At 58.8% G+C, this 15,924-nt stretch carries 15 protein-coding genes; 9 read left to right on the forward strand and 6 right to left on the reverse strand.

Going from position 1 to position 15,924, the window contains the following annotated elements:
* The first annotated feature begins 134 nt into the window (after nucleotides 1-134).
* Nucleotides 135-1,367 carry an anthrax toxin-like adenylyl cyclase domain-containing protein gene (locus V3W39_RS03585; protein WP_330212203.1) on the forward strand — a complete coding sequence of 411 codons (1,233 nt, stop codon included), beginning with the start codon at nucleotides 135-137 and terminating at the stop codon, nucleotides 1,365-1,367.
* 65 nt (nucleotides 1,368-1,432) lie between these two features.
* On the opposite strand, the gene fabV is transcribed toward V3W39_RS03585, so the two are convergent.
* Entirely contained in the window at nucleotides 1,433-2,626 is a 1,194-nt protein-coding gene (fabV, locus tag V3W39_RS03590) for an enoyl-ACP reductase FabV (protein WP_177045604.1), read from the reverse strand.
* Between the two features lie 385 nt (nucleotides 2,627-3,011).
* Here fabV and V3W39_RS03595 point away from each other — a divergent pair, with 385 nt between their 5' ends.
* Entirely contained in the window at nucleotides 3,012-3,836 is an 825-nt protein-coding gene (locus tag V3W39_RS03595; RefSeq protein ID WP_177075669.1) for an aspartyl/asparaginyl beta-hydroxylase domain-containing protein, read from the forward strand.
* 147 nt (nucleotides 3,837-3,983) lie between these two features.
* Nucleotides 3,984-5,357, forward strand: coding sequence for a nucleotide 5'-monophosphate nucleosidase PpnN (gene ppnN, locus V3W39_RS03600; RefSeq protein WP_017477293.1), 1,374 nt, complete (start codon nucleotides 3,984-3,986; stop codon nucleotides 5,355-5,357).
* A 1-nt stretch (nucleotide 5,358) separates the two neighbouring features.
* Here ppnN and V3W39_RS03605 read toward each other — a convergent pair whose 3' ends face one another.
* Nucleotides 5,359-5,751: a RidA family protein gene (locus V3W39_RS03605; RefSeq protein WP_330212204.1), complete on the reverse strand. Its 393-nt coding sequence runs from the start codon at nucleotides 5,749-5,751 to the stop codon at nucleotides 5,359-5,361.
* A 98-nt stretch (nucleotides 5,752-5,849) separates the two neighbouring features.
* Here V3W39_RS03605 and V3W39_RS03610 point away from each other — a divergent pair, with 98 nt between their 5' ends.
* The 3 genes from V3W39_RS03610 to V3W39_RS03620 all read left to right on the forward strand — a co-directional run bounded on the left by V3W39_RS03610 (nucleotide 5,850) and on the right by V3W39_RS03620 (nucleotide 7,005).
* Nucleotides 5,850-6,164, forward strand: a complete 315-nt coding sequence (locus V3W39_RS03610) for an AbrB/MazE/SpoVT family DNA-binding domain-containing protein (RefSeq protein ID WP_177045611.1) — start codon at nucleotides 5,850-5,852, stop codon at nucleotides 6,162-6,164.
* The gene (locus V3W39_RS03615; RefSeq protein WP_177045612.1) at nucleotides 6,161-6,556 is read left to right on the forward strand and encodes a PIN domain-containing protein; all 396 of its coding nucleotides are present in this window, start codon (nucleotides 6,161-6,163) and stop codon (nucleotides 6,554-6,556) included. Before V3W39_RS03610 ends, V3W39_RS03615 begins: the two co-directional genes overlap by 4 nt.
* Nucleotides 6,557-6,630: 74 nt before the next feature.
* Nucleotides 6,631-7,005: a hypothetical protein gene (locus V3W39_RS03620; protein ID WP_177045614.1), complete on the forward strand. Its 375-nt coding sequence runs from the start codon at nucleotides 6,631-6,633 to the stop codon at nucleotides 7,003-7,005.
* A 15-nt stretch (nucleotides 7,006-7,020) separates the two neighbouring features.
* Here V3W39_RS03620 and V3W39_RS03625 read toward each other — a convergent pair whose 3' ends face one another.
* Together V3W39_RS03625 and V3W39_RS03630 are read right to left on the reverse strand one after the other, a co-directional pair.
* On the reverse strand, nucleotides 7,021-7,350 hold the full coding sequence (locus V3W39_RS03625) for a YXWGXW repeat-containing protein (RefSeq protein WP_063032202.1): 330 nt from the start codon (nucleotides 7,348-7,350) through the stop codon (nucleotides 7,021-7,023).
* Between the two features lie 158 nt (nucleotides 7,351-7,508).
* Nucleotides 7,509-8,408 (reverse strand): DMT family transporter, encoded by a 900-nt coding sequence (locus V3W39_RS03630; protein ID WP_330212205.1) that lies wholly within the window; start codon nucleotides 8,406-8,408, stop codon nucleotides 7,509-7,511.
* Nucleotides 8,409-8,505: 97 nt separating this feature from the next.
* Between V3W39_RS03630 and V3W39_RS03635 the strand changes: the two genes are divergently transcribed.
* Nucleotides 8,506-9,354 (forward strand): LysR substrate-binding domain-containing protein, encoded by an 849-nt coding sequence (locus tag V3W39_RS03635; protein WP_177075677.1) that lies wholly within the window; start codon nucleotides 8,506-8,508, stop codon nucleotides 9,352-9,354.
* Here the strand turns inward: V3W39_RS03635 and V3W39_RS03640 are convergent.
* A complete protein-coding gene (locus tag V3W39_RS03640) occupies nucleotides 9,351-10,247 on the reverse strand; it encodes a LysR family transcriptional regulator (RefSeq protein WP_177130663.1) in 897 nt (298 codons plus the stop codon). The genes V3W39_RS03635 and V3W39_RS03640 overlap by 4 nt on opposite strands.
* A 97-nt stretch (nucleotides 10,248-10,344) precedes the next feature.
* Here V3W39_RS03640 and V3W39_RS03645 point away from each other — a divergent pair, with 97 nt between their 5' ends.
* Together V3W39_RS03645 and V3W39_RS03650 are read left to right on the forward strand one after the other, a co-directional pair.
* Nucleotides 10,345-11,016: an NADPH-dependent F420 reductase gene (locus tag V3W39_RS03645; RefSeq protein WP_330212206.1), complete on the forward strand. Its 672-nt coding sequence runs from the start codon at nucleotides 10,345-10,347 to the stop codon at nucleotides 11,014-11,016.
* Between the two features lie 113 nt (nucleotides 11,017-11,129).
* A complete protein-coding gene (locus tag V3W39_RS03650) occupies nucleotides 11,130-14,057 on the forward strand; it encodes an HD domain-containing phosphohydrolase (protein ID WP_330212207.1) in 2,928 nt (975 codons plus the stop codon).
* 89 nt (nucleotides 14,058-14,146) lie between these two features.
* Here the strand turns inward: V3W39_RS03650 and mqo are convergent, their stop codons facing one another.
* A complete protein-coding gene (mqo, locus tag V3W39_RS03655) occupies nucleotides 14,147-15,793 on the reverse strand; it encodes a malate dehydrogenase (quinone) (RefSeq protein WP_177045625.1) in 1,647 nt (548 codons plus the stop codon).
* Nucleotides 15,794-15,924 lie beyond the last annotated feature (131 nt).

The raw sequence follows: 15,924 nt of genomic DNA on the forward strand, positions 1-15,924 counted from the left end.
GAAACACTTCAGATATTTCCGACAGCACGGACTAGACGGGTTGCTTAGTGTCGAAGGTGCAATCGGTCACACATTTGTCTGGAAGGGAACTCCATAAAACTTACGACACATCGCGAAGAAGTTGGAGGTAACCCATGAACACTATTAATACTTCTGTCATTTCCCCATCAAGCGCCAGCAGAGCAATGCTGGAAAATCGTCAAATGGAACAGGGGGCCGGATCCGGCCCTCTGGAGAAACGGTCCCTGGAGTCGGCGATCGAACGGGTCAAGGGCCAGACCGGAATTGCATCAGGCCATCTTGCACCTTTCCAACGCCTGGCCGCTGAGCACAACACCCTCATTGGGGTACGTGCCGTCGAGCCAGTGGCAACCGGGCTGATCGAGGCAGGGCATCCCACCAAAGACTTTCATATCAAAGGCAAAAGTGCCGACTGGGGGCCGCAGGCCGGCCTGATCTGCGTGGATCAGGGGCTCAGTAAACTGGAGAAGTTTTCTGAAACCAATCCGCAGAAAATCGCCAAGGCCAGCGAGCAAACCACCAGTTGCATCCAGGATGGCTATGCGGTTTCAGTTCCGCTGGCGGTGTCGAGCAACCGCCTTAACGACCTGCTGAAGCTCGGCAAAATCGATCAACTCCAACCCGAGACCCCTGACGGCGTCATACGCTTCAATGCACAGGGACCCAGCCATAAAATCTACGCATTCGAAGGCAAGCGCCAATCACCTTTAGATAACGACTTTCAAATCACCCACCAAGGCAAGCCTGTCGAAGTGCTGGCAAAAACCGAAGGCGGCAAAGCCCTGACGGCTGACTATGATTTGCACTTGATCGGCCCGCACATGAGTGACCTCGGCCCGCAAGACAAGCTACTCGTGCCGGATGTCGCCCACAGCGTATTTAAGGAGCGGGTTGATGGCTATAAACAACGCAGTGCAGATCCCAATCAATACAAGGCGCCAAATGAACTGCGCGAAGACTATGAAAGCGCTGATCGTTTTTATCAAAAGGAAGACAGCAACATCGGCAATGCCACGTCGCGAATAGCGAACATGATCCCGGCGATCAATGAGGCGCTGGTGGGGAAGGGAGAGCGGGTGGTTCACCACAGTACGGATTCAGGGAGCCCGGTGGCTGATGTTGCTGCCAACTACCCGGTAACCTTTTTCCTGCCGGCCAAACTCGGACGGTTCGACGAAATCGCCATCATCAATGACAGCAAGGAAATGGCAGAACTGATCCGGACAGCCAAAGACAGTGGTTACCACATGCCCTTGAACCCACTGTGGGAAAAAGAAGTGGTAAACGTCAGGCGGCCCGCGTTCAGCGAGGCACAGGCGCGCCTCTCTTCATCCCGCACCGTCTGAAGTTGTGAAGTAACCCGCCGCGGCCTTGATAACACCTCTTCAAGGTCGCGGCCCGCTCACATCGCTCAGGCCTGAACCAGGCCCTGGATCTTCACGGTTGGATTGACGTCAGCGTCGTAGTCCACGCCGTCGATCTCGAAACCGAACAGGCGGAGGAACTCCGCCTTGTAGCCGGCAAAATCGCTGATCTCGTTGACATTGTCGTCGGAGACCTGATTCCACAGTGCCGCGACCGCGTCCTGAACCTTCGGCTCAAGTTCCGCGAGGTCGGCACGCAGGCGGCCGTCGGCGTCGAGCTTGGGCTCTTTGCCGTACAGGCTGTCCTTGAACAGGCCATAGACCTGCTCGATGCAACCTTCGTGGGTGCCCTGTTCTTTCATCACTTTAAACAGCAGCGACAGGTACAGCGGCATGATCGGGATCGCCGAGCTGGCCTGGGTGACCACGGCCTTGAGCACCGACACACGGGCGTCGCCCTTCAGTGCAGCAAGGTTTTCGCGCAGGGTCAGGACTTTCTTGTCCAGGTCCTTCTTGGCTTCGCCGATGGAACCGTTCCAGTAGATGTCCTGGGTCAGCTTCTCGCCGAGGTAGGTGAACGCGGTGGTCTTGGCGCCTTCGGCCAACACGTCGGCGTCACGCAGGGCGTCGATCCACAGCTGCCAGTCTTCGCCGCCCATGACTTTCACGGTGCCGTCGATTTCTTCCTGGGTGGCCGGCTCAAGGGTGGTGTCGACCACGACGCCCTTGTCGGTGTTGATACCGCGCAGGGTCACGGCCTTGCCGATCGGCTTGAGGGTGGAGGTGTGCACCACGCCTTGCGGGTCGGTACGGCGTGGCGCGGCCAGGCTGTAGACCACCAGGTCGATCTTGCCGAGGTCTTTCTTGATGGTTTCGATGGTCAGGCGCTTGATCTCGTCAGAGAACGCGTCGCCGTTGATGCTCTTGGCGTACAGGCCTTTTTCCAGTGCGAACTTCTCGAAGGCGGCGCTGTTGTACCAGCCGGCAGAGCTGAGCTTGCCCTCTTCGCCTTCTTTCTCAAAAAACACGCCCAGGGTGTCGGCGCCGCAGCCAAAGGCAGCGCTGATGCGCGCGGCCAGGCCGTAGCCGGTGGAAGCCCCGAGGACCAGCACCTTTTTCGGGCCGCCTTCAATGGCACCGTGTTGGGTCACGTAGTCGATCTGCTCTTTGACGTTCGCTTCACAGCCAACCGGGTGAGCGGTCACACAGATAAAGCCACGAACCCGCGGTTTGATGATCATAAAATTTCTGCCTCTTCCAAGGTGCCGAAGGCCAATGGTGGCCATTACAGCGTCAATCGTACCGGTCTATGACGCCCGGAAAACCGAAGCGTCACGATAGTCGCAAATCTTCTGTTCACAAAATGCTATCCGCAACACTGCTGATCCGGCTATTAGCCGAGGTGTTTTAAAGGGACAACGGTAAAAAACTGTGCAGTGACTTCACAAATTTCCAGCATTTAAAACGCCACCTGAGCGCGATAACACCCTATCATGACCATATTATTTCGATATGTTTCAGCTCGGGCATGATGCCCTACGGGTTGACTGACTCCTTTGCCTGGCCTGCCAGTCGATCGCGGACGGTTTTGAAGCAATCGAAAACCGCCCGATGGAGCCAAGTTTCATGAGTAAGAGTGTCATCCGCAAACGCCTGGCGTCCGCCGCCTGGGTCCTTGGCGTATTGCTGTTCATCTATTGCTTCCCGAAAACCACCCTGGTGTTTCTGCTGCTGGTGGTGTTCTGCGGGCTGTATGACTTCCTGCGCAATGGCCTGTACGACGGCACGACCATCAAGAAGTATTTCATCGGCAATGGTCGCAATACCTGGCTGCTGGCACCCTTCAACACGCTGTTTGACCTGTTGAGCCAGCGCAATCGCCACGTTTATAAGATGAACGACCTGCCACCGGCCTGGCGTGAAGACCTGCAGAAGGTCATCGACGACGCCATGGCCAACAAGGACGAAATCATTCAGTACCTGGATGAGCGCATGGCCGAGAAAAAGCGCGGCATGTTGTTCTTCCAGTGGTACGGCCGTCCGATCGAGACCACTCTGGATATTCCGCAACTGCGGGAAAAACTGCCCTATGTGAAAACCATCGGCGTGTCGGTGTTCAATGAAAACCGCTCCACCTCGTTTCACTTCGGCCCGCTGCGCATGATGTTCCGGGTGCTCTACAACATGGCACCGGCGCCCCATCACGACGGCGTTTACATCCAGGTCGGCAAGCACAAGCACTACTGGCACGATGACCCGCTGTTTATCTTCGATGACACGCTGATGCACGCCTCCTTCAACAAGAACGACGCCAAGCGCTACTGCCTGTTCATCGATATCGTGCGGCCCACCCGGGTGCCGTCCGTGCTCAACGGCCTGATCGCCGGCTTTGCCGGAGCGGTCTTTACCTTGCGGCGGTTTTTCTACAAAAACTGGAAGCTGATTCAGTAACTTCTGCGGCATGATGGTGCGCGACGGTATTTGCGCTCGGCTCCAGTGCCGGGGAAAATGCCAGTCCAATGCGACCGTTAACGGCGCGCACTATCCTCAAGCCACTGGCCTTCCATGGTCCGGTGGCTGTGCTTTCAGGGAATCAGAATGCCCCAAAGACAAGTCATCAATGCCTCCGTAAGCCCTAAAGGCAGCCTTGAAACGCTGTCGCAACGTGAAGTCCAGCAACTGAGCGAAGCCGGTACCGGCAGCATCTACACCCTCTTCCGTCAATGCGCCCTGGCCATCCTCAACACCGGCGCGCATATCGACAACGCCAAGACCATCCTCGACGCCTATAAAGACTTCGAAGTACGCATCCACCAGCAGGACCGTGGCGTGCGCCTCGAACTGTTGAACGCCCCGGCTGACGCCTTCGTCGATGGCGAAATGATCGCCAGCACCCGGGAAATGCTGTTCAGCGCCCTGCGCGACATCGTCTACACCGAAAACGAACTGGACAGCCAGCGCATCGACCTGAGCAGCTCCCAGGGCATCACCGACTACGTGTTCCACCTGTTGCGCAACGCCCGCACCCTGCGCCCGGGCGTGGAGCCGAAGATCGTGGTGTGCTGGGGCGGGCACTCGATCAATACCGAAGAATACAAATACACCAAGAAAGTCGGCCACGAACTGGGCCTGCGCAGCCTCGACGTGTGCACCGGCTGCGGCCCCGGCGTGATGAAAGGCCCGATGAAGGGCGCGACCATTTCCCACGCCAAGCAACGCATTACCGGAGGGCGCTACCTGGGCCTGACCGAGCCGGGGATCATCGCCGCCGAGGCGCCGAACCCGATCGTCAACGAGCTGGTGATTCTGCCGGACATCGAAAAGCGCCTGGAAGCCTTCGTGCGCGTCGGCCACGGCATCATCATCTTCCCGGGCGGCGCCGGCACGGCTGAAGAGTTCCTGTACCTGCTGGGCATCCTGATGCACCCGGACAACCACGACGTGCCGTTCCCGGTGATCCTCACCGGGCCGAAACACGCCGCGCCGTACCTGCAACAGCTGCACGCGTTTGTGGGCGCAACCCTGGGGGAAGCGGCCCAGGCTCACTACCAGATCATCATTGATGATCCGGCAGAAGTGGCGCGGCAGATGACGGCCGGCCTGAAAGCGGTCAAACAGTTCCGCCGCGAGCGCAACGACGCGTTCCACTTCAACTGGCTGCTGAAGATCGACGAAGGCTTCCAGCGCCCGTTCGACCCGACCCACGCCAACATGGCCAGCCTGCAACTGAGCCACGCCCTGCCGCCCCACGAACTGGCGGCCAACCTGCGCCGGGCGTTCTCCGGGATCGTGGCGGGCAACGTCAAGGACAAGGGTATTCGCCTGATCGAGCAGAACGGGCCGTATGAGATTCATGGCGACCCGGCGATCATGAAGCCGCTGGATGAGTTGCTGAAGGCATTTGTGGAGCAGCACCGGATGAAACTGCCGGGCGGCGCTGCGTACGTGCCGTGCTATCGCGTGGTGCAGTGAGTCAGCGCTGAACCGCGACGCACTTGATCTCCAGCAGCAAGCCTGGATTGGCCAGTTCCGATACGCCAATGACCGTCCAGGCGCACAACCCTCGCGGGAACAGGCGGTTTTTCACTTCACGGAAAACCGCCATGTGTTCGCTCATGTTCACGTGGTAAGTGGTCATGTCGACCACGTCTTCAAACGTACAACCCCCCTCCTCCAACACCAGCCGCAGGCTCTCCCAGGCTGCGACGAATTGCGCCTCGGGGTCGGTGATGACTTCCAGCCTTTCCGTGCGGCCGACCTGGCCTGCGCAGTACAACGTCTTGCCGACTTTTACGGCCGGCACGTAGCCGGCGCGCTCGACGATGGGTTGCATGGAGGTGGGGATGATGAGGTGGCGGTCGGTCATATGTTGTATCTCTTGAGGCCGGTATCAGGCGTGTCGACAGGGACAGTTCGGACTATCGTTTTACCTGTTCCGACCCACCCACGCCAGATGAGTAATCTATGGACCAATGGATCTTGCCCTCCACAATTCCTTACCCTAAGGTAAGGAGTATCACGAGAGAGGCTTTCAACATGGCTACCGCCACACTTACTTCAAAAGGACAAATCACCATCCCTGTTCAAGTCCGCGCCGCGCTTGGGCTGGACACTGGCGACCGGGTCGAATTTGTGGAAATGGAAGAAGGCAAATTCGCCATCATCGCGGCCAGCAAAACCGTACTGGACCTCAAAGGGCTGATCCGCAAACCCGCCAAACCTGTCAGCATCGAAGCAATGAACCTGGCCATCGCTGCGCAGGGGGCAAAAGCACGATGATCGGACTGGATACCAATGTGCTGGTGCGCTATGTCACCCAAGATGACCCCGTTCAATCGCCAAAAGCATCCAGACTGATCGAATCTCTCACCACTTCCTCGCCGGGTTTCGTCAGCCTGGTTTCAGTGGTGGAGTTGGTATGGGTCCTCCAATCCAGCTACCAGTGCGCCAAGAGTGAAGTGGTTGCCGTCCTGGAAACGCTGCTACGCACCCGGGAACTGACTGTAGAACACGCCGAAGTCATCTGGCAGGCACTGCGGCGATTCACAAGCACCAAGGCCGACTTCGCCGACTGCCTGATTGAACGCTGTGCCCACGCAGCTGGATGTGAATATACGGCGACATTTGACACCAACGCAGCCAAGGCTACAGGCATGCGGCGGCTGACATGAGACGCCGCGTTGCAGCAGCGTTCAGGCTTTGGTAGAAAATGCCGTTACCGACTTTATCCAGAGATACGACCAACGTGCGCACGCTTCTTCTCGCCGGCTTGACGTTAACGTCCCCACTGGCCTTCGCCGAAACCATCACCTGGCCCGACCTGCCCTCCACCTGCTTCGTCAGTGGCCGCTCCGCCACCAGCCAGGATGTGGATACCGGTTGTGCGGCATTTCTGATCAATGTGAAAGGCCAGGCGGCAGGCACGCCGATCAAGCTGGATATCCCGCAGTACGCGATGCATGTCGACGAAGCCACAGGCAAGCAAACACCAGTGATCCTCATCCAGGCGGAAGAGAATGGCGACGTAAAAGCCGTGGGCTACAAGGAGCTGGGCACCGGCCAGTTGGGCGCGGCGCTGCTCAGGGAAGTTCGGCTTCTGGGTACACAGAAGCCGATTTAAGCGACTGCAATACGGTCAGCGAACCCAACCGCCGCCCTGCCAGTGATAGCCGTCATTGCGTTGTACCCAATGCGGATGCACGTAGCGATAACCTGGACGCTCCGGCTCCCAGTGGCCGTGCACCGCCACATAACGCCCGCCTTCCCAACGCCAGTAACCCCGCGACCACAGGTAGCCTGGCCGCCCTTCGGGCTCGACCTCGATGACCTGCACCGGCGGCGGTTGCGGCGCGACGACTTCTACATATTCACGCTGCACCGGTCGTCGATCATGCACGACCCGCTCCTCTACACACCCGGAAGCCGCGACGACCAGCGCCGCCAATGCCGCATAACGTAACAACATACAGAATCCTCGGGCGTCACCGCCCAGCGTTTACACCAGTAAAAAATGCCCCCTTGTTCCAGCCGCGCTCCTGCTTGGCTATAAGACTTTTTAACAGGTGCCAACTGTCAGGTTGCTGAACCTGCGGGCAGACGGCAGGTAAAGAAAAACTGACCTTTTCAAGAGGTACACACTGCGACCGGTTGTTTCAGGCGCACCAGAATCAGGCCTGCCACCACCACGGCGATCCCTGCATACGTCGATGCATAAATCACGTCGCCGAACATCATTGCCGCCCATACCAGTGTCACCGGAGGCTCCAGGTACACCAACGCAGCCACATGGGTGGCCGTCATCACCCGCAACAACATCCACAGGCTCAGGTAAGCGAGGAAGGTAGAAAACACCGTCAGCCAAAGGATGGAGATCAATACATCGGGGGCCCGGGGAATGCTCAACGTATCGGTGTAGAGCACCGCTGCGGCAAAACCGATCAAGGTCAACGACGACTGGATAAACAACGCCAGGGCAAGGTCGCCGGACTGAGCCTGGGCCGAACGTCGTTCATACAGCGTGGCGACGGTCAGCCCCAGCGCCGACACCAGGGGCAATGCATACATGACCAGCCCGACATCGGCTCCGCTGTTGCGGTATTGCCCCGAGATCACAATCGCCACGCCGGCAAAACCGATCATCAGCCCCAGCCACTGCCAGCCACCACTGCGCTCGGCCACGCTGCCCGATGACAGGGCCGCCGTCATCAACGGCTGCAAGGCCGCGATGATCGCCGCAATCCCCGGTGGCAACCCGTTCTGGATCGCCACGTAGACACAGCTCAAATAGAGAAATTGCGACAGGAACCCGATTACGGCGTGATGGCGGATCCGCGCCCAGGAAACCTTCAGCAGCCGCACGTTCAAGAACAGCGCCAGGCACAGCGACACCAGCAGAAAACGCCAGAACAGCACGTTGAACACCCCATCACTACGGGCCGCCAATTTCGCGCCGATAAAGCCCGAACTCCACGACAGCACGAAGACTATCTGTAACAGCAGCAGCCCTAAGGTCGATCGTTTCATTGAGCCTCCGGTTCGCTTGATTGACCGAAAGGCTAAGGGCCGCGCATGATTCTGTATATTTGAATAGTCTGCACCACTAATCCATAAAAGTGGAATCATGAGTAAACAACTGAACATCGACCTGTTGCGCACCTTTCACGCGGTAGCCCGCTTTCAGCGATTCAACGAAGCGGCCAACCACGTGCACCGCAGTGCCTCCACGGTGACCACACAGATTAAAAAGCTCGAAGAGCAAGTCGGCCAGCGCCTGTTCAGCCGCAGCAACCAGGGGGTTGAGCTGACCATGTACGGCAAGAAACTCCTGGGTGAAACCACCGAGTTCCTCAAGAGCCATGATCGCCTGCTGGCCTCCCTCACGCCGCAACGCATGCAGGGCAAGATCCGCCTTGGCCTGCCTGACTCTTACGCACCAGACTTCATGCAGGATTTTCTGCCGCGCCTGGTGGCCGACAACCCGCTGCTGGAATTGGAGGTGGAAGCGCGTTCCAGTGGCGAACTGCTCACATTGTTCGGCAGCAAACAGCTGGACCTGGCCCTGATTGTCAGCGCCCTGCCCTTGGAACAGGGCGAACGCCTGGGGGAAATCCAGCCACTGTGGGTCGCCGCCGAACACTTCAGCTATCCACAGCAGGCGCCGTTACCGATTGCGGTGCAACTGTCAGGCTGCCCTTATCGCGCCGCCGCGATTCGGGCGCTGAAGGAGCACGGCACTTACTATCGGGTGCTGCTGGAAAGTGCCAGTTCGCCTGCCGTTGAAGCGTGCATTCGCAGTGGCATGGCGGTGGGCCTGGTGGAAGAAAGCCGCATGGGCAAGGGATTGACCCGAGTGATTGCCGGGGCCCAATTGCCCCCATTGCCGGTGCATCACCTGTATCTACTTTGCGATAGCAGCAACCTGCTGGCGCTGCATGTGTATGAGCAGGTCAAAGTCGGCTTCAGCGTCTAGGGCGGGCCGAAACGCAACAGCACCGCGTCGACAAATCGCCGCAGCTTGGCGGTGCGCTGGCGGTTCGCGGTGTAGAGCAAATGCATCTGCCGGCTTGGCGCTTCAAACTCCGGCAGCACGCGCACCAGTTCGCCGCGCGCCAGGGCCGAACGCAAAAAATCTTCTGGCCCCAGGACAATGCCAAAGCCATCCAGCGCCGCAGTCATCAACGCCCGGCTTTCATTCACGTGCAGGCGGCTGGTGACTTGCGCCTTGTGCAAGACGGCGCCTTGGTAGAACGACCATTCGCGATCGACCGGGCGCGACCAGTAGGCGTATCCCAGGCACTCGTGGTGTTCAAGGTCTGCCGGCGTCAGCGGCGTACCGCGCTCGGCCAGGTATTTGGGTGCGGCACAGACCACCAGACGGTAGGGCTGCAACGGCCGGGCGGTGAGGCTGCTGCTTGCCAGAGGGCCGATACGGAACGCCACTTCGTAGCCCTCCTCCACCAGGTCGACAAACCGGTCGGTCAGGTGCAGGTCGATTTCCACCTCGGGGTTGTCCCGTAGAAACCCGGTCACCAGCGGCATCAGGCTGTAGGAGCCAAACGTCACGGGAGCGCTGATCTTGAGCTTGCCCCGCGGCGTGTCATTCATGATCTGTGCAAGGGAGTCCGCCGCCTCAGCCTCCGTCAGGATATGTTTGCAGCGCTCGTAGTAAGCACTCCCGAGCTCCGTCAGGCTTTGCCGACGCGTGGTGCGGTTGAGCAAGCGGGCGCCCAGCCGATGCTCCAGGGCCGCCACATGCTTGGCCACCATTTGCGGCGACAGGCTCAAACGCTCCGCCGCACGGGCGTAGGACCCCATCTCGGCAGCCGTCACAAAGGCATTCATGCTTGAAAGGCGGTCCATCATTCACCACTCCCAGTAACAACACCAAGATCAGAATGGCCATTTATCGCCATCCAGTCGCTAATCATCATAACGGCTCTCTCAACCCAGGAGCACCGACATGAAAATTGGCATCATCGGAGCAGGCTTTATCGGACGCGCCGTTGCGCAGTTGGCATTGGCCGCCGGCCATGAAGTGATGTTGAGCAACTCCCGTGGCCCTCAGTCAATGACCAGCGTGCGCAGCGGCATTCGCGGGGTTCAAGTGGGCACTGCGCAAGATGCAGCGCAATTTGGCGACCTGGCACTGCTGGCCATTCCGTTCGAGCATTACCGCAGCGTGCCGGCGCAGTGGCTGGAAGGCAAAATCGTGATGGATGCCAACAACTACTACCCGGATCGCGATGGCCATATTCCAGTGCTCGACCGTTTTGAAACCACCACCAGCCGGTTGGTCGCCGAGCACCTGTCGCAGTCGACGGTGGTGAAAGTGTTCAACGCCATCCTGGCGCCAGACTTGACCCAGGACGCGCGCAGCAGCGGCGCACCCGATCGGCGTGCGCTGCCGGTCGCTGCAGATGATCCGGCCGCCAAGGCGCAAGTGATTGCCTTGCTGGACGACATAGGCTTTGACGCAGTGGATGCCGGCGGGCTGGATGAGAGCTGGCGGTTTGAACGCGCCAAACCTGCGTACTGCATTCCACTGGACAAAGAGGGGCTGAAGGCGGCCCTGGCGGCGGCGGAGCGCCAAGTAGAGCTGCCCGCCGGTGACTGGTACACGCCCAGACCGTAAACCCTGTAAAACCCCGCCGGCCACTGTCGTGTTCGGCGGATCCCCAGGCACTGCCGGCCCCGCAAATACGACCTATAGTCACACGACGATCAATTTCGCAGGGGTGCTGCAAAATGCCATCTCGTCGCGTCCCTCTCTATGTGCACCTTTCCTACCTGTTCGTCGGGTTGCTGCTGCTTTTTGCGCTGATCAACCTCAGCTATCAATTCCTGCAGACCAAGCGGTTCATGGCCGATGAGGCCCGTTCGCGCTTCGAGATCGCCGGCCAGCTCACCCTCAAAGAGTTGCAGAACCTGTACGGACCCGCCCAGCTCACCGTTGGCCTGCTGTCACAGCAGCGCCTGATGAACGCCACCACCCTGGATGAACGCCTCGACAGCCTGCCCTTCCTGGTGACGATGCTGAAGGCGCAGCCGGCGGTGCGAGGGGTTTACATGGGATACGGCAATGGCGATTTTTTCATGCTGTTTCGCGGGGATGAAAACCCTGCACGAGATCCAAGGCTGGCACCGCCAACAGGCACCGCCTGGACCCTGCAGAACATCCAGGCACACGATGGCAAACCTGTCGGCGAGTATCTCTACTTGAACGCCGACCTGTCCGTGATGGAGCGCCGGGCTGATCCAGCCAACCAGTTCGATCCCCGCACCCGCAGCTGGTACACAGGCGCGAAATCCGCAGGAAAGCTGTTTGCAACCCAGCCATACCCGTTTTTCGGCACCGAGGACGTAGGGGTCAGTTTTGCTCAGCCTACGCAAAATGGTGCCGGGGTCGCTGGCATCGATATCAGCTTGCAGTCTATCGACCAACTTCTGCAGTCGGCCAAAATCACCCCGGGCTCACACCTGACCATCCTCAATCATAAAAACGAGGTGATCAGCTCTGAAAAAGGTTCGCGGCTGATATCGAACAGCAATGGCGAAAATCGCCTGGCGCGCCTGGATGAGCTAAGCCTGCCGGTGACTCAGCAATTTGTGGCGGCCGCGGCCACCCAACACAACGACCGATTAAGCCTCGGTACCCGCGACGGTGAATGGCAAGGCATGCGCGTTGAACTGCCGTTGGCGGGCACGGAAAATCTTTCCCTATGGATGACAACGCCGTATCGAGAGCTGATGGCCAATGCGATTGCCACCCGCAATCACGGCTTGTTCATCTCCCTGGCGTTTCTTGTCGTGAGTATCCTGGTGGCCCTGGCCATGTCCCGTGCGGCATCCCGGCCGTTGGCGGCACTCACCCATCAGGCTACGCAAATAGAACAATTCAACTTTGAGGCATCAACGCAGGTTAAATCGAACATCGCCGAGGTCATCGACCTGGCACATGCCATGGGCAGCATGAAGTCCACCATTCAGCACTTTCTGGAACTATCGACGGTGCTGTCCAGCGAGACCAACTTCCAGAACCTGCTGGCGCGTTTGCTGATGGAAATGCAGGAGACCACCGGTGCCAAAGGCGGCTTGATCTATCTGGCCGATGCCAATGCCGGCCACTTGAAAGTGGCGCGAGTGCGTTGGGGCAATGAGTTACAGGAAACCGCCGAGGGCAAGCCGATTGAACTGGCCGACAACCCGAACCACCCACTGGTGCAGGCACTCAATACGCCCCAGGCAAAGCCTGCGCGATTGAGCCGGGAACAACTGCAGACTCATTTTGGTTTTCTGAAGGATATCCAAACCTCACTGACGCTTTGGGCTTTACCGCTGAAGGACCGCAGCGGCCTGTTGCTGGGCGCCCTCGTGTTGCTGGTGGATGAGAACGAACGGCGACTGACACCCTCGCTAATGGCCTTCGTGGAAGCCTTGTCGAGCACCGCCGCCATCGCCCTTAACACCCAGCGCCTGATCGATGAGCAGAAGACCTTGCTGGAGTCGTTTATCCAGCTGATCGCCGGCGCAATCGATGCCAAGAGCCCCTACACCGGCGGCCACTGCCAGCGCGTACCTGAGCTGACGAAGATGCTCGCCCACGCGGCCTGTGCTGAAAGAGACGGGCCATTCAAGGATTTCGCGCTCAATGAGGAGCAGTGGGAGGCGCTGCATATCGCGGCATGGCTGCACGACTGCGGCAAAGTCACCACGCCTGAATATGTGGTGGATAAAGCCACCAAACTTGAAACGCTGTACGACCGTATCCATGAAGTGCGGATGCGTTTCGAAGTGCTCAAGCGCGACGCCGAACTCGACTACTGGAAAAGTATCGCCGCTGGAGGTGCGGCCGAAACATTGCAAATAAAACTGGCTGAGAAGCTCGCGCAACTGGATGACGATTTTGCCTTTGTGGCCCAGTGCAATATTGGCGGAGAGTTTATGGCGCCGGACCGTGTTGAACGCGTGCAGAAGCTGGCCAACTACACGTGGCGTCGCACCCTCTCGGACCGTATCGGCGTTTCCAACGAAGAAAGTGCCCGTAAACAACGTTCGGCCGAAGCAGAACTTCCAACCATGGAACCCTTATTGGCAGATCGTGCCGATCACCTGTTCCCGCGCAGCAGCCGCGAAACCCTGAGTGATGACAATCCGTACGGCTTCAAGGTCAAGGTTCCGGAACACCTCTACAACCGCGGGGAGCTTTATAACCTGTGTATCAGCCGCGGCACCCTGACCGAAGAAGAGCGCTACAAGATCAACGAGCACATCATCCAGACCATCAGCATGCTGGAAAAACTGCCGTTCCCGCGTCACCTCCAGCAAGTCCCGGAAATAGCTGGCGGCCACCATGAGAAAATGGACGGCAACGGCTACCCGAAGCGTCTCACCCGCGAACAGATGAGTTGGCCGGCACGCATGATGGGGATCGCGGATATTTTCGAGGCACTGACAGCCGTCGACAGGCCCTATAAAAAGGGCAAGAAGTTGTCGGAGGCGATCAAGATCATGGGCTTTATGAAAAAGGATCGGCACATCGACCCGGAGATTTTCGACCTGTTCCTGCGCTCGGGGATCTATCTTGAATACGCCCGGCGTTACCTGCCCGAGGAATTGATTGATGCGGTGGATATCCAGCCCTACCTGGACATGAACTGCACTGAAGACGCTTGATTCGCAGCCAACAAAAAGCCCGCTGACCGTTACCGGTTCAGCGGGCTTTTTACATCGGTTTGGTCCTGAATCAGGACCTCACCGACGTCTTACAGTGCGAGGTCAGAAGCTGGCTTGCTCGGCTCAGCCGCAGGCTTGGCAGCCTCGGTGGCTTTTGGAGCAGTCAGCTGCGGAATCGCTGGCGGAGGCGTCAGCTGCAGAATGTTGGCGGTGTAGGCCCATTCTTTAGCAACAGCTTCAGGGCTGTCGTTCAGCTTGGTGCCGTAGCTAGGCACGATCTGGTGCAGCTTTTCCTGCCAGGCCGGGGACGCAACCTGTTCCTTGAACACTTTCTGCAGCACGGTCAGCATGATCGGAGCCGCGGTGGACGCGCCTGGCGATGCACCCAACAGGCCTGCAATGGTGTTGTCGGCGGAGCTGACCACTTCGGTACCGAGTTTCAGGACGCCGCCCTGCTCTTCGTCACGCTTGATGATCTGCACGCGCTGACCGGCTTGCCACAGGCGCCAGTCGGATTGCTTGGCGTTCGGGAAGTACTCTTGCAGCGCCTTGAAGCGGTCGTCATCCGACAGCATCAGTTGGCCGGCGAGGTACTCGACCAGTGGGTATTCGCGGATACCGACTTTGGTCATTGGCCAGATGTTGTGGGTGGTGGTGCTGGTCAGCAGGTCCAGGTACGAGCCTTCTTTCAGGAACTTGGTCGAGAAGGTGGCGAATGGGCCAAACAGAATCACGCGCTTGCCATCCAGCACGCGGGTGTCCAGGTGCGGAACCGACATCGGCGGTGCGCCAACCGACGCTTTACCGTAGGCCTTGGCCAGGTGCTGCTCGGCAATCGTTGGGTTATCGGTCACCAGGAACGAACCGCCAACAGGGAAGCCTGCGTATTCCTTGGCTTCAGGAATGCCCGACTTCTGCAGCAGGTGCAGTGCACCGCCGCCCGCGCCGATGAACACGAACTTGGCGTCAGTCGACGTCTTGGTGCCGTCTTTCAGGTTTTTGTAGCTGACACGCCACGAACCATCGGCGTTCTTGGTGATGTCCTGCACTTCGCTCGACAGTTTCAGGTCGAACTTCGGCGTAGTTTGCAGGTGAGCGACGAACTGGCGGGTGATCTCGCCGAAGTTCACGTCCGTACCGATCGGGGTCCAGGTGGCCGCGATTTTCTGGTTCGGGTCACGCCCTTCCATCATCAGCGGGACCCACTTCTTGATCTGCACCGGGTCTTCGGAGTACTGCATGCCGGCGAACAGCGGGCTCGCTTGCAGCGCTTCGTAACGCTTCTTCAGGAACTTGATGTTGTCATCGCCCCACACAAAGCTCATGTGCGGAGTGGAGTTGATGAACGAACGCGGGTTCTTCAGGACGCCCTGCTGAACCTGCCAGGACCAGAACTGACGGGAGATCTGGAACGCTTCGTTGATCTCGACCGCTTTCGGGATTTCAACGTTGCCGTTCTTGTCTTCCGGGGTGTAGTTCAGCTCAGCCAAAGCCGAGTGACCGGTACCGGCGTTGTTCCAGCCGTTGGAGCTTTCTTCGGCCACGCCATCGAGGCGCTCGACCATCTCCATCGACCAGTCCGGTTGCAGCTCGTTGAGCCACACACCCAGGGTCGCACTCATGATGCCGCCGCCGATCAGCAGCACATCGACTTTCTTTGCCTCTTCCGCGTGAACGGACGTGATCCCCATCGACAAAGCCAGCCCCAGCAGGGCAGTGTTTACTTTTTTAAACATCAGTAGCACCTATGATAAAACGCCATCCGCCCCACCGCCCCTGATCATGGGCAACCCTCAATCACGCTGCGCCAGGCAACGCACCGCGGGGTTTGCACATTCACATGAGGACCGCAGGGTGGGCACACAAG

The organism is Pseudomonas sp. Z18(2022) (assembly GCF_036346535.1).
Taxonomy (GTDB): domain Bacteria; phylum Pseudomonadota; class Gammaproteobacteria; order Pseudomonadales; family Pseudomonadaceae; genus Aquipseudomonas; species Aquipseudomonas yamanorum_A.

Excerpts from the sequence above, each read along its gene's own strand:
- V3W39_RS03585 (WP_330212203.1), top strand. The coding sequence starts at position 135 with ATGAACACTATTAATACTTCTGTCATTTCCCCATCAAGCGCCAGCAGA.
- fabV (WP_177045604.1), bottom strand. The coding sequence starts at position 2,626 with ATGATCATCAAACCGCGGGTTCGTGGCTTTATCTGTGTGACCGCTCAC.
- V3W39_RS03595 (WP_177075669.1), top strand. The coding sequence starts at position 3,012 with ATGAGTAAGAGTGTCATCCGCAAACGCCTGGCGTCCGCCGCCTGGGTC.
- ppnN (WP_017477293.1), top strand. The coding sequence starts at position 3,984 with ATGCCCCAAAGACAAGTCATCAATGCCTCCGTAAGCCCTAAAGGCAGC.
- V3W39_RS03605 (WP_330212204.1), bottom strand. The coding sequence starts at position 5,751 with ATGACCGACCGCCACCTCATCATCCCCACCTCCATGCAACCCATCGTC.
- V3W39_RS03610 (WP_177045611.1), top strand. The coding sequence starts at position 5,850 with ATGGACCAATGGATCTTGCCCTCCACAATTCCTTACCCTAAGGTAAGG.
- V3W39_RS03615 (WP_177045612.1), top strand. The coding sequence starts at position 6,161 with ATGATCGGACTGGATACCAATGTGCTGGTGCGCTATGTCACCCAAGAT.
- V3W39_RS03625 (WP_063032202.1), bottom strand. The coding sequence starts at position 7,350 with ATGTTGTTACGTTATGCGGCATTGGCGGCGCTGGTCGTCGCGGCTTCC.
- V3W39_RS03630 (WP_330212205.1), bottom strand. The coding sequence starts at position 8,408 with ATGAAACGATCGACCTTAGGGCTGCTGCTGTTACAGATAGTCTTCGTG.
- V3W39_RS03635 (WP_177075677.1), top strand. The coding sequence starts at position 8,506 with ATGAGTAAACAACTGAACATCGACCTGTTGCGCACCTTTCACGCGGTA.
- V3W39_RS03640 (WP_177130663.1), bottom strand. The coding sequence starts at position 10,247 with ATGATGGACCGCCTTTCAAGCATGAATGCCTTTGTGACGGCTGCCGAG.
- V3W39_RS03645 (WP_330212206.1), top strand. The coding sequence starts at position 10,345 with ATGAAAATTGGCATCATCGGAGCAGGCTTTATCGGACGCGCCGTTGCG.
- V3W39_RS03650 (WP_330212207.1), top strand. The coding sequence starts at position 11,130 with ATGCCATCTCGTCGCGTCCCTCTCTATGTGCACCTTTCCTACCTGTTC.
- mqo (WP_177045625.1), bottom strand. The coding sequence starts at position 15,793 with ATGTTTAAAAAAGTAAACACTGCCCTGCTGGGGCTGGCTTTGTCGATG.